Annotated in this window: 11 protein-coding genes; all 11 read right to left on the reverse strand. The window is 53.1% G+C overall.

Annotated features, from left to right (window positions below):
- Positions 1–47: 47 nt before the first annotated feature.
- The 11 genes from murG to cra all read right to left on the reverse strand — a co-directional run bounded on the left by murG (position 48) and on the right by cra (position 12466).
- Positions 48–1106: an undecaprenyldiphospho-muramoylpentapeptide beta-N-acetylglucosaminyltransferase gene (gene murG, locus JK198_RS10200; protein ID WP_212709357.1), complete on the reverse strand. Its 1059-nt coding sequence runs from the start codon at positions 1104–1106 to the stop codon at positions 48–50.
- Positions 1103–2329, reverse strand: coding sequence for a cell division protein FtsW (gene ftsW, locus JK198_RS10205; RefSeq protein ID WP_212709358.1), 1227 nt, complete (start codon positions 2327–2329; stop codon positions 1103–1105). Before ftsW ends, murG begins: the two co-directional genes overlap by 4 nt.
- The gene (gene murD, locus JK198_RS10210; protein WP_212709359.1) at positions 2329–3645 is read right to left on the reverse strand and encodes a UDP-N-acetylmuramoyl-L-alanine--D-glutamate ligase; all 1317 of its coding nucleotides are present in this window, start codon (positions 3643–3645) and stop codon (positions 2329–2331) included. Before murD ends, ftsW begins: the two co-directional genes overlap by 1 nt.
- Before the next feature lie 2 nt (positions 3646–3647).
- Positions 3648–4730 carry a phospho-N-acetylmuramoyl-pentapeptide-transferase gene (gene mraY / locus JK198_RS10215; RefSeq protein WP_212709360.1) on the reverse strand — a complete coding sequence of 361 codons (1083 nt, stop codon included), beginning with the start codon at positions 4728–4730 and terminating at the stop codon, positions 3648–3650.
- Positions 4724–6088 (reverse strand): UDP-N-acetylmuramoyl-tripeptide--D-alanyl-D-alanine ligase, encoded by a 1365-nt coding sequence (gene murF, locus JK198_RS10220; protein WP_212709361.1) that lies wholly within the window; start codon positions 6086–6088, stop codon positions 4724–4726. The genes mraY and murF overlap by 7 nt, the downstream gene beginning before the upstream one ends.
- Complete coding sequence (murE, locus tag JK198_RS10225) at positions 6085–7572, reverse strand: UDP-N-acetylmuramoyl-L-alanyl-D-glutamate--2,6-diaminopimelate ligase (protein WP_212709362.1); 1488 nt, start codon at positions 7570–7572, stop codon at positions 6085–6087. The genes murF and murE overlap by 4 nt, the downstream gene beginning before the upstream one ends.
- A complete protein-coding gene (locus JK198_RS10230; protein WP_212709363.1) occupies positions 7559–9325 on the reverse strand; it encodes a peptidoglycan glycosyltransferase FtsI in 1767 nt (588 codons plus the stop codon). Before JK198_RS10230 ends, murE begins: the two co-directional genes overlap by 14 nt.
- A gap of 15 nt (positions 9326–9340) precedes the next feature.
- Positions 9341–9661 (reverse strand): cell division protein FtsL, encoded by a 321-nt coding sequence (gene ftsL / locus JK198_RS10235; protein WP_212709364.1) that lies wholly within the window; start codon positions 9659–9661, stop codon positions 9341–9343.
- Positions 9658–10599 carry a 16S rRNA (cytosine(1402)-N(4))-methyltransferase RsmH gene (rsmH, locus tag JK198_RS10240; RefSeq protein WP_212709365.1) on the reverse strand — a complete coding sequence of 314 codons (942 nt, stop codon included), beginning with the start codon at positions 10597–10599 and terminating at the stop codon, positions 9658–9660. The genes ftsL and rsmH overlap by 4 nt, the downstream gene beginning before the upstream one ends.
- Positions 10600–10602: 3 nt before the next feature.
- Positions 10603–11058: a division/cell wall cluster transcriptional repressor MraZ gene (gene mraZ / locus JK198_RS10245; RefSeq protein WP_212709366.1), complete on the reverse strand. Its 456-nt coding sequence runs from the start codon at positions 11056–11058 to the stop codon at positions 10603–10605.
- Positions 11059–11455: 397 nt separating this feature from the next.
- Complete coding sequence (gene cra / locus JK198_RS10250; protein ID WP_212709367.1) at positions 11456–12466, reverse strand: catabolite repressor/activator; 1011 nt, start codon at positions 12464–12466, stop codon at positions 11456–11458.
- Positions 12467–12806 lie beyond the last annotated feature (340 nt).

Here is a 12806-nt window from a genome sequence, read left to right on the forward strand (position 1 = left end):
ATCACTGTTCCCCGCCTCGCAGGGCAGCCGCTCATTAAGAGCATTATTCATCCGGCGGCTTTCGCCACTTCATTTGCTACACGTTCTGTTGCATCAGGGATCGCTATTGCGCGGGCTTTTAAGGCCATCGCCAGTAATTGCTGACGATCCCATCCAGCCAGAGTCTCTGCCACAACCTGCGCAGTAAAATCCGGCTGTTCAAAAATTTTTGCCGCACCGGCTTTTTCCAGAGGCAAGGCATTCCAGTACTGCTGCCGGTCTTTATGCTGAAAAGGCACAAAAATCGCTGGCAGGCCTGCGGCGGCTATCTCGCTGACCGTCAGAGCCCCGGAACGACAAACCACCACATCCGCCCAGGCATAGGCTTCGGCCATATCATCGATAAATTCCGCCACCCGATGCCCTGTTTGTCCGGCACTGGCATAGAGAGCATTCACCGCCTCAAGGGCACCTTTCCCGGTCTGGTGCCAGAGGGTAATACTGTCACCGGCTTTTTCGGCAACCTGCGGCATTGTCTGATTAAGGATCCTCGCCCCCTGGCTACCGCCAATCACCAGTACCCTGATCGGGCCTTCTCTGTCGGCAAAACGCCGCGCGGGGCCGGGCAGGGCCAGTACATCAGTACGCACCGGATTACCCACGACTTCCGCATCCGCAAACGCACCGGGGAAAGCCTGCATCACTTTGCTGGCTATCTTCGATAACCCTTTATTTGTCAGGCCCGCGATACCATTTTGTTCATGCAGTACCACCGGAATACCGCAACTCCAGGCTGCCAGACCGCCGGGACCGGAGACATATCCCCCCATCCCCAGCACAACATCCGGTTTCCAGGCTTTCATGATTGCCCGGGCCTGACGCCATGCGGTAAAAATCCGCCAGGGTGCCAGCAACTGTGCTTTAACGCCCTTACCACGTAACCCGCTGATACGGATGAAGTCGATATCAATACCATGTTTTGGTACCAAATCGGCTTCCATGCGATCTGCGGTTCCCAGCCAGCGTACCTGCCAGCCTTGCTCCATCAGATAATGGGCCACCGCCAGGCCGGGGAACACATGTCCGCCAGTGCCTCCGGCCATGACCATCAGTCGTTTGCCACTCATCGAGCACTCCGGGTAAACGCCTGAGCTTTGGTCAGACGTGTTTCATAATCTATTCGTAATAACAACACTATTGCTGTCGACATAATGATCAGGCTGGAACCACCATAACTGATCAACGGTAACGTCAGACCTTTGGTCGGTAACATACCGGCTGCCGCCCCGACATTGACCAGAGCCTGAAAGCTAAACCAGACACCAATGGCACATGCCAGGAATCCCGAAAAACGTTGTTCCATCTCCAGGGCCCTGCGGCCAATGGACATAGCACGAAAAGCGACGAAGAATACCATCAAAAGTGCCAGTACTACACCGAAAAAGCCGAGTTCTTCACCAATAATCGAGAAGATAAAATCCGTATGCGCTTCGGGTAAATACTCCAGTTTCTGTACCGAGTTCCCCAGCCCCTGCCCCCAGAATTCACCGCGGCCAAAAGCCATCAATGACTGGGTCAGCTGATAACCACTGCCAAAAGGATCCGCCCACGGATTCCAGAACGACGTGACACGCCGCATACGGTAGGGTTCCGCAATAATCAGCAGTATTACGGCAAAGATTCCGGAGCCGATAATCGCCAGGAACTGCCATAGCTTGGCCCCGGCCAGAAACAACATGGCCAGGGTAGTTACAAACAGAACAATCACTGTCCCGAGGTCAGGCTGAGCCAGCAATAACACTGCCAGTACTACCATGACGCCCATCGGTTTTAAAAAGCCCCAGATATTACTCCGGACTTCATCGACCTTACGGACCAGGTAACTGGCGAGATAACAGAACAGTGACAGTTTGGAAAACTCTGCCGGCTGAATACGTAATGGCCCCAGGGCAATCCAGCGCGATGCCCCGTTAACCGAGCTGCCGACCACCAGTACCACCAGTAACATCACCACCGACGCCAGTAACATCACGTTGCTGTAACGCTGCCAGAACGACATCGGTAACCGTAAGGTCACCAAAGAGATGGCAAATCCCAGCCCGAGATAAAAGGCATCACGTTTGGCAAAATAGAAGGGATCATCGTTCATTCTCTGGCCCACCGGCACAGAAGCCGAAGTCACCATTACAAAACCAATAATCGCCAGGCCAAAGGTCAGCCATAACAGGGTTCGGTCATAGAGAATAATGGCAGTATCATCACTTTCTCTGGCACCCATTACCCAGTCTCTTAACCGGCTGCCAATCGACATCAACAATGCGCCCGGCAGTGCCAGGCCAGGAATACGCATTAGCCTAACTCCTTCGCTAAACGGGTAAACAGATCACCACGCTGCTCAAAATTTTTAAACTGATCGAGGCTGGCGCAGGCCGGAGACAGCAACACCATATCTCCCGGACGGGTCAGGGAAGCAATCCTGACCATCGCCTGCTGCAGCGTGTCGGTACATACCGAGGCATCAGGACGCAATGCCGCTAATGCCGCAGCATCCCGGCCAAAGCAATAAATTTTCAGGTTGTCCGCCTGCAGATAAGCCTGTAACGGTGAAAAATCCGCAGATTTACCGTCACCGCCCAGCAGCAGCCATAATGTACCCTGAACTTTTAACCCTTTCAGCGCGGCTTCGGTACTGCCGACATTGGTCGCCTTTGAATCATTAATCCAGTCCACCCCGTTGTTGCGGTACGCCAGACAGAAACGGTGGCTCAGCCCCGGAAAGGTGGTCAGCGCTTTCAGGCTGGTGGCGCGGGGTAAACCGACGGCATCCGCCAGCGCCAGCGCGGCTAATGCATTGGTATAATTATGCTGTCCGGTCAGCTGCATTTCGCGGGTATCCAGTACCTTTTCGCCGTTTACCCGTAACCAGGTACTTCCCTGCTGGGTATTCAGATGATAATCACCGATATTCACCCCGAAACTGATACAACGCTCATCCACACCGCGCACCGGCATCGTCAGGCCATCGTCGGCATTTACCACACAGACGCGGGCATTTTCATAAATACGTAATTTTGCTGCGCGGTATTGCTGCATTCCCAGCGGATAACGGTCCATATGGTCTTCGGTCACATTCAGAATGGTTGCCGCCGCTGCCGCCAGGCTATGGGTGGTTTCCAGCTGAAAGCTGGACAGTTCCAGCACATAAAGCTGAGCTGGAGTATCCAGCAGGGACAGTACCGGTAAACCAATATTACCGCCGACCCCCACCTGCCAGCCCGCCGCTTTGGCCATTTCACCGACCAGGGTGGTCACCGTGCTTTTACCATTAGAACCGGTAATAGCCACTACCGGGGCACGAACTTCCCGACAGAACAACTCGACATCGCCCACAATTTCCACACCGGCGTCAGCGGCCGACGCCAGTGCCGGGTGTGACAACGCCATTCCCGGGCTAGCGACAATCAAATCTGCCTCCAGCAGCCAGTCCTCGTTGATCCCCCCGAGATGACGCTGCGGGGCTTCCGGTAATTTATCCAGCCCCGGCGGAGAGACTCGGGTATCAATCACGCGGGGTATAACCCCGCGCGCTAAAAAGAAATCAACACAGGACAGGCCGGTAAGCCCGAGTCCGATAATGACAACTTTCCTGCCCCGATAGTCAGTCATAATTAACGTACCTTAAGGGTCGCCAGCCCAATCAGAACCAGCATTAATGAAATAATCCAGAAGCGTACAATCACGCGCGGCTCAGGCCAGCCCTTCAATTCATAATGGTGATGAATAGGTGCCATCCGGAAGATACGCTGCCCGCGAAGCTTAAATGACCCGACCTGCAAGATGACCGAAAGTGTCTCTACGACAAAGACCCCTCCCATAATCACCAGCAAAAACTCTTCACGTAATAATACGGCAATCGTCCCTAATGCACCGCCCAGGGCCAGTGAGCCGACATCACCCATAAACACCTGTGCCGGATAAGTGTTAAACCAAAGAAAGCCCAGCCCTGCCCCGACAATCGCCGTACAGACAATCACCAGCTCACCCGCATGACGCAGATAGGGGATATGCAGATACTCTGCAAAATTTACGTTACCGGTTGCCCAGGCGACCAGACCAAAGCCAGCCGCGACAAATACGGTTGGCATAATCGCCAGACCGTCCAGCCCATCGGTCAGGTTAACCGCATTGCTGGTACCGACAATCACAAAGTAGGTCAGCAGCAGATAGCTGATCCCTAACTGAGGCATCACATCTTTAAAGAAAGGGACAACCAGCTGAGTGGCCGGGGTGTCTTTACCTATGGCATACAGGGCAAAAGCAACCCCAAGGGCGATCACTGACTGCCAGAAATATTTCCAGCGAGCGATCAGTCCCTTGGTATCTTTACGTACCACTTTGCGGTAGTCATCGACAAAACCGACGATACCGTAACCAATCAGTACCACCAGCACACACCAGACATAAGGGTTAGACGGGTAAGCCCACATTAATACAGAAATAGTAATCGACGTCAGAATCATCAGGCCGCCCATCGTCGGCGTGCCACGTTTACTGAAATGTGACTCAGGGCCATCGTTACGGACAACCTGGCCAATCTGTAATTTTTGCAGCCAGGCGATTAAGCGTGGCCCCATCCACAGACTGATAAACAGCGATGTCAGTAAACTGACAATCGCCCGGAACGTCAGGTACGAAAAGATATTGAATCCTGAATAAAACGGCACCAGGTGTTCAGCCAGCCAGACTAACATGTAACTTTCTCCTGTAATTGCTGAACCACATCTTCCATAGCAGCACTTCTCGAACCTTTAATCAAAATGGTAACTTCCTGATGTTCAGATAATAATGTCCGTAACCGGGCAACCAGTGCCGGTTTATCGGAAAAATGCTCACCGTGGCGGCTTTCCTGAGAAATGTACTGACTCAGGAATCCGACACTCAGAACTTTATCGATACCGGCTTCACAGGCAGCCAGGCCAACAGCACGATGGCACTGTTCGGCTTCGTCTCCCAGCTCCGCCATATCCCCGACCACCATAATCCGGTAGCCCGGCATTTCGCCCAGTACCTGCGCCGCTGCGGTCATTGAACCGACATTAGCGTTATAGCTGTCATCAAGCAGACGCTGATGTTCTGACAGCCTGATCGGGAATAAACGTCCTGCAACCGGTGTCAGCTCACTCAGTCCGGCAGCAATCGCCGGAAGCGGCGCACCGACAGCCAGCGCCAGTGCCGCGGCGGCCAGTGCATTCGCAATATTGTGTCGTCCCGGCAGAGGCAGTTGTATCGCAACTGTTCCCTGAGGAGAATGTAAAGTAAATGAGGTCCCTGCACCGCTGACAACAATATCACTGGCATGAAAGTCGGCGACGGAGCCTGCCAGCGGAGAAAAACGCCAGACCGTTTTATCAGACAGCTGAGCCTGCCAGTGCGGCCAGTCGTTGCTGTCATCATTCAGTATCGCGATCCCGTGTTCTGTTAATCCGCCAAAAATTTCACCTTTGGCTTTTGCCACCCCGGCCAGAGAACCAAACCCTTCCAGATGTGCCGCAGCCAGGTTATTCACCAGCGCTGCCTCCGGACGAACCATTGCCGTGGTATAGGCGATTTCTCCCTGGTGGTTAGCCCCCAGTTCAATAACGGCAAACTGATGTTCTCCGGTCAGCCGTAACAGGGTCATCGGCACCCCGATATCATTATTCAGGTTACCGGCGGTATACAGGGTATTACCGCATTGTCTGAGGATCGAAGCCGTCATCTCCTTAACGGAGGTTTTTCCCGAAGAACCGGTCAGGGCTACAACCCGGGCCGGTACCTGCTGGCGAACAAAAGCCGCCAGTTCGCCAAACGCAATACGTGTATCTCTGACCACTACCTGCGGAATATCCACAGGCAGAGGTTTACTGACCAGCAGAGCTGAGGCTCCGGCCTTAATGGCGTCAGCAATAAAATCATGTGCGTCGAAGCGTTCCCCGATTAAAGCAACAAACAGGCAGCCTGCTGTGACTTTACGGGTATCGGTCGTTACCGCAGAAAAACTCAGTTGCGGGTCTCCGGACAGTTGTCCGCGGGCTAATGTTGCCAGTTGTTGCAGTGTTACACTGATCATGCCAATACCCCCAGCAATGCGGCAACGGTCGTTCTGTCAGAGTAATCCATCCGCCGCTGACCAATGATCTGATAGTCTTCATGGCCTTTTCCCGCCACCAGTACAATATCCTGCGGACCAGCCTGCATCAGGGTATGGGTTACCGCGCGTGCCCGGCCCGGTACGACCTGAGCCTTGCCTGCATCCAACAGGCCATTGAGGATATCCCTGACAATAGCCTGCGGTTCCTCACTGCGAGGATTATCATCCGTAATCACGACATGATCAGCCAGCTGCTCGGCAATGGCCCCCATCAGCGGGCGTTTGCCTTTATCCCGATCACCGCCACAGCCAAACACACACCACAGTTTGCCCCGACAGTGTAAACGGGCCGCCGTCAGCGCTTTCTCCAGAGCATCCGGCGTATGAGCATAATCAACCACCGCCGTCGGACGTCCTTGTGCATGGAACACCTCCATACGGCCACAGACCGGCTGTAACTGCCCCGCCGTTTCACACAGGGCAGCTAACGGGTAGCCCAGAGCCAGTAATGTTGACATCGCCATCAGCATATTGCTGACATTGAAAGCTCCCATCAGCGGGCTTGTAAGTTCGCCACTTCCCCAGTCAGAGCGGAAAGAGACCTTCGCCCCTTTATCCAGATACTCAATACGAGTCGCTTCCAGACGGCGGCCATGGTGATCTGTCGGAATCTGCCCCTGCATAGTCACAGCCACGGCATCTGTCAGTTTCCTCAGCCAGCGCCGGCCGGTGTCGTCATCGGCATTAATAATGGCCTGCCCGGCCTGATGCTCAGAGAACAGTGACCACTTGGCAGCTTCATAGCTTTGCATATCACCATGGTAATCCAGGTGATCACGGCTGAGATTAGTAAATACCGCCGCAGCAAATGGCAATGCTGCAACCCTGTGCTGCACCAGCCCGTGAGAAGACACTTCCATGGCCGTCAGGGTTGCACCCTGTGCGGCTAATCCAGCCAGTTGCTGCTGAATATCTACCGCTGAACCAGTGGTATTGTCGCTCGGGATAAGATGACCATATAGACCATTACCCACCGTACCCATAACTGCGGATGTTTCTCCCAACAGCTGAGCCCACTGGGCAAGTAACTGGCTGGTCGTTGTTTTTCCGTTAGTACCGGTAATACCGATCAGCGTCTGTTTTTCTGCTGGCTGTCCATAAAATCGCCCGGCCAGTGCCGATAAACGCTGAGACAACTGTTTCAGGTAAATCACCGGCACGCCATGCAGTTCACGGATATCACCGTCGGTGGCCTCACCGTCAGCCTCGGCAATCACTGCCGCTACCCCCTGGGCAATGGCCTGGGGAATATAATGGCGCCCGTCGACACTATGCCCCGTCACTGCCACAAACAGATCGCCGGAAGCCGCCGTACGGCTGTCCAGTGTCATTTCTTTCAGCTGACGTTCCGGCGCACCAGGCACCCAGGGCGCCAGCAGGTCACGCAAGTTACGATCTGTCACTTGAAACCTCATTTCGGTTAATCACTAAATCATTATTTTCATTGGCCGGTAAGGCATCAGGCTCGATGTTCATGGTGCGTAACACCCCTCCCATAATCGCGCCGAATACCGGAGCTGAAACTGCCCCGCCGTAATACTTACCGGCCTGTGGATCGTTAATCACGACCACCAGAGCAAAACGCGGATGACTGGCGGGAGCTACCCCTGCCGTATAGGCGATATATTTATTAATATAACGACCATCAGGGCCGACTTTTTTGGCCGTCCCCGTTTTGATCGCTATCCGGTACCCTTTAATTGCCGCCTTCACGCCACCGCCGCCTGGTAGTGCGACACTTTCCATCATATGTAGTACGGTTTTCACGGTCGCTTCAGGGAATACCCGTTCACCGGCGACCGGAGGATCGACTTTGGTAATCGATAACGGTCTGGCAATGCCGTAGCTGCCGATAGTCGCGTAGACACGGGCTAACTGTAATGGTGTCACCATCAGGCCATAACCAAACGAGAAAGTAGCCCTTTCGATATCAGACCAGCGTTGTTTTTTAGGGTAAATCCCCGTACTTTCACCCACCAGACCGAGGTTGGTCGGCTTGCCGAGACCAAAACGAGCATAAGTCTCAGCCAGAGCAGAAGAAGGCATGGCTAATGCCAGCCTGGAAACCCCGACATTGCTCGACTTCTGTAATACTCCGGTCAGGGTCAGCTCGTTATAGCGGGCGACATCTTTAATTTCATGACCATTAATCCGGTACGGCACCGTATTGATTACACTGCCTTCACGGACAACTCCCCGATCCAGCGCGGTCATAACCACCATTGGTTTCACGGTCGATCCCGGCTCAAAAATATCGGTGATCGCCCGGTTACGCATCGCATCTTTGGTGGTTGTTCCGAGATTATTCGGGTTGTATGCGGGGCTGTTAGCCATTGCCAGCACTTCACCGGTATTAACATCCACCAGTACGGCAGAGCCTGACTCGGCCTTGTTAAATGCAACAGCATTGTTAAGCTCCCGGTACACCAGCGCCTGCAGACGTTCATCAATACTCAGGGTAAGGTTATGGGCGGCCTGGCTGTCGACGGAAGAAATATCTTCAATTACCCGCCCCTGGCGATCCTTACGCACCGTGCGTGCACCCGGCGTTCCGGTCAGCCACTGGTCAAAACTTTTTTCGACACCTTCAATACCGATACCATCGATATTGGTAAAACCTATTAAATGGGCCGTTACCTGGCCTGCCGGATAATAACGACGGGATTCCTGCCGCAGGTAAACCCCCGGCAGTTTGAGTTTCTGAATATATTCGCCAATCGACGGGTTAATCTGTCTTGCAAGATAGATAAAACGGCCGTTAGGATTGGTTTTGACCCTCGCGTAGAGCTGGTCCTGAGTCATTGAAAGTGCATCAGCCAGTGCTTTCCAGCGACTGTCGAGCGTGATCCCCCCTTTTTCATTCAGCTCTTTCGGGTCTATCCATACGGCATTCACCGGCACACTTACCGCTAAAGGCCGGCCACCGCGATCACTTATCATGCCACGGGAAGCCGGGACAGCCTGCACCCGTAATGACCGCAGATCCCCCTCTTTAACTAAACGATCCGGGTTGACGACCTGTAAATATCCGACCCGTGATACCAGCCCCAGCAAGGCAACCAGAATACCGACACAAAGTAACGCAAAACGCCAGCTTATAAAGCTGGCCTTATTTTCTGACTTTCTGGAATTCAGCGTTTTTTTCGCGCTGCTCATGCCGTTACCGATTTCCTATGGTTGAACCACAATATTTTCCTGAGAAGGATCAACATGCTGCATATGAAGCTTTTCGATAGCCAGCCGTTCGACCCGGCTATGATCCCCCAGAGCATTCTCTTCGAGGATCAAATTTCGCCATTCAATATCCAGCGAATCTTTTTCCAGCACCAACTGCTCGCGCTGAGCAGTAAGTAACCGGGTTTTATGGGTAGTAATCACCACCATAATTGCCGAGGCCAGCACCGCAATAAGTAACAGCAACGGTAATTTGCCATGACGTAACAGATCACCACCGATAATCGCAGGAAGACTGTGACGTTCATTGCCTGTCATTCGGCAGTCCTCTGGGCGATACGTAACACCGAACTGCGGGCACGCGGGTTATCTGAAACTTCCTGCTCGCCGGGCACCAGTTTACCGAGGGTTTTTAATTCACGGCCGCCCAGCGCTTTCAATTGATCTTCGGTCAGCGGTAACCCGGCAGGCACCCGCGCTCCCCGACTTTGATCGCGCATAAAGCGTTTTACCAGCCGGTCTTCCAGTGAATGGAAACTGATCACCGAAAGACGTCCGCCCGGGGCAAGCACCGTCAGTGCACCTTTCAATGCCTGCGAGATTTCGTCCAGTTCGCTGTTTACCCAGATACGGATAGCCTGAAAACTGCGGGTCGCCGGATGCTTAAATTTGTCTTTAACCGGAGTCGCGTTATAAATAACCTCCGCCAGCTCTTTGGTGCGGGTCATCGGCTGTTCACGATTACGCTCAACAATTGCTCTGGCGATACGTTTAGCAAAACGTTCTTCACCATAAGCTTTCAGCACAAAAGCGATATCCTGTTCTTCTGCCTGTAACAGCCACTCCGCGGCGGACTGGCCACGGGTAGGATCCATTCGCATATCTAACGGCCCGTCACGCATAAAAGAGAATCCGCGTTCTGCATCATCCAGTTGCGGCGATGAAACCCCTAAGTCCAGTAATATGCCGTTAATCTTTCCGTTCAGTCCCAGCGACTCTGCATACTCCGCCAGCCCTGAAAAAGGCCCGTGAATAATAGAAAATCGCGGATCGTCTATCTCAGCAGCAGCGGCAATCGCCTGCGGATCCCGGTCGATCGCGATTAAACGCCCCTGTTCCCCGAGCTGTGAAAGGATCAGACGTGAATGGCCACCACGGCCAAAGGTGCCATCGATATAGATGCCATCATTCTGAAGGTTAAGTCCGTTGACCGCTTCGTCTAACAGCACTGTGGTATGTTTAAAATTTTCCGACATAAGCTATAGCGATAAATCCTGCAAACGCTCAGATAACACGTCCTGAGCAGTTTCTGCTTCGATATCTTCCTTGATTTGTTGATACCAAGTCTGTTCATCCCACAGTTCAAATTTATTAAACTGGCCGACCAGCATGATTTCTTTTTGTAAACCGGCATGTTGCCTGAGTGTCCCGGCCAGTAATAACCGTCCGGCACTGTCCATCTGACATTCGCTGGCATGCCCCAGCAACAAGCGTTGTACGCGACGTTCTGCCGGGTTCATGGTCGACAGACGTGACAACTTTCGTTCAATCACTTCCCACTCAGGCAGGGTATAAAGCAGCAGGCAGGGCTGATGGAGGTCAATAGTACAGACCATTTGCCCCTGAGACTCTCCGATCAGTATTTCCCGGTAGCGTGTAGGCACTGCTATCCGGCCTTTACTATCGAGATTAACCAGCGTTGCCCCGCGAAACATGACTGTTGTACCCCTCAGTAAACCTGTTTCACCACTTTACCCCACATTTTACCACTAATTGAGTGTACGGAGCGGATGAAATCCTTGTCAAGCGACAACGGTCGCTTAATAACATTATTTCCTGCGGTAAATTCACGTAATTCCAGAGGCATTACTGACAAAATGCAGAGACAGAAGAATTAACCCAATGAATAACTACAATAAATTGAAAACACGGCGGGGAAAGGTTAAAAAATATCGGCGAGAACGACGGAATTGTTAACTTCGGGCAATGTATTCACCCGCGGCATTTTAAGGAATTTCTTAACGGGATCAAAGCACCTTTCGCCGGAGAAAAGTAAACAACCCCGGCCAGAACCTACTGCAGACCGGAGGGTACACCTGCAATACGACGGCGTCAGCGGGGACGACGCCCCAGTTTACCCCGCTGATAAAGATTACGACGGATACGGGTCAATCCGGGTTTAGGCCGTTTGGGCTCATCCAGGCTGGCCAGCACCAGTTCCAGCACTCTCTCAGCAACATCCCGATGCCGCTGCCCGGCAGACAATACCGGACATTCCAGGAAATCCAGCAATTCATTATCCCCGAAGGTAGCAATTGAGACATGGCCGGGTAAATGACCATTCACCCGTAAACAGGCATCCATCATTCCCTGCAGTAGCCCGAAAGAGGTAGTAAACAAGGCTGACGGCATCGGATTATTTTCCAGGTAGCGGACAAAGGTTTCAGCGGCTGCACTGCGTTCAAAACTGTTGCTATAAATAAATCTTACGCTACGTTCATCGCCCTGCCAGGCATCCCGGAAGCCCTGTTCACGCAGAAAACTCACGGACAGTTCAGGCAGTGCGCCAAGAAACAGGACATTATCTACCGGCTGCTTACGTAACTCACTGGAAAGCGCGAAGGCATCTTCCTGATCGGCACCGACCACACTGGTGAAATGCTCACGATCCAGCGCACGGTCGAGGGCAATTATTGGCAAAGGCCCGTCAACCCAGCGCTGATAGAAAGGGTGCTCCGGGGGGAGAGAGGTCGAAACAATCAGTGCATCCACTTTACGCTGCAGCAGATGTTCAATGCAGCGGATTTCGTTATCAGGCTGATCTTCGGAGCAGGCAATCAGTAACTGATAGCCCCGTTGTCTTGCCTGTAACTCCAGATACTTAGCAATGCGGGTGTAGCTGGTATTCTCCAGATCCGGAATAACCAGCCCGATAGAGCGTGTCCGCCCGGCACGTAATCCGGCGGCAACCGCATTCGGCTGATAATTATATTCACGGACGATGGCCATCACTTTCTCTACCGTTTTTTCACTGACCCGGTATTGCCTGGCCTTGCCATTGATCACATAACTCGCTGTCGTCCTGGAAACCCCTGCCAGACGTGCAATTTCATCCAGTTTCACTTTCACCCCGCCACACAGATTATCCCGCTGTGAATGGTTAAACCCGGCGGGCAATATCTTAATTGAAGATATGATCTAAGCGCAGATAGCACACCGGAGCAACCGTTTTATCGGAGAATCAGTTTTTGAGTTGGTTTGAATATATAAGTCCGGGAGGGCGCAATGGCCGGGGGCTGTGACGTAACGTTTGCGCTGACATGCAATATATCAATCCGCCAGGGTTCTGTTCGCCATTACGTAAAGTCATTTTTTACTGCCCCGCTGCGGGCGACCAGGCAAAGGGCGCAATGGCCGCGCCCTCTGCACTCCGGGCCTGTGCGGCAGATCGTTCCGCCGCTGC

The organism is Tatumella sp. JGM91, assembly GCF_018257575.1.
Lineage (GTDB): Bacteria > Pseudomonadota > Gammaproteobacteria > Enterobacterales > Enterobacteriaceae > Tatumella > Tatumella punctata.

Bases quoted from the DNA above. Each gene is read 5' to 3' on its own strand.
- rsmH (WP_212709365.1), bottom strand. From the start codon at position 10,599: ATGTCGGAAAATTTTAAACATACCACAGTGCTGTTAGACGAAGCGGTC.
- mraZ (WP_212709366.1), bottom strand. From the start codon at position 11,058: ATGTTTCGCGGGGCAACGCTGGTTAATCTCGATAGTAAAGGCCGGATA.
- murF (WP_212709361.1), bottom strand. From the start codon at position 6,088: ATGATCAGTGTAACACTGCAACAACTGGCAACATTAGCCCGCGGACAA.
- murG (WP_212709357.1), bottom strand. From the start codon at position 1,106: ATGAGTGGCAAACGACTGATGGTCATGGCCGGAGGCACTGGCGGACAT.
- ftsL (WP_212709364.1), bottom strand. From the start codon at position 9,661: ATGACAGGCAATGAACGTCACAGTCTTCCTGCGATTATCGGTGGTGAT.
- JK198_RS10230 (WP_212709363.1), bottom strand. From the start codon at position 9,325: ATGAGCAGCGCGAAAAAAACGCTGAATTCCAGAAAGTCAGAAAATAAG.
- ftsW (WP_212709358.1), bottom strand. From the start codon at position 2,329: ATGCGTATTCCTGGCCTGGCACTGCCGGGCGCATTGTTGATGTCGATT.
- mraY (WP_212709360.1), bottom strand. From the start codon at position 4,730: ATGTTAGTCTGGCTGGCTGAACACCTGGTGCCGTTTTATTCAGGATTC.
- murD (WP_212709359.1), bottom strand. From the start codon at position 3,645: ATGACTGACTATCGGGGCAGGAAAGTTGTCATTATCGGACTCGGGCTT.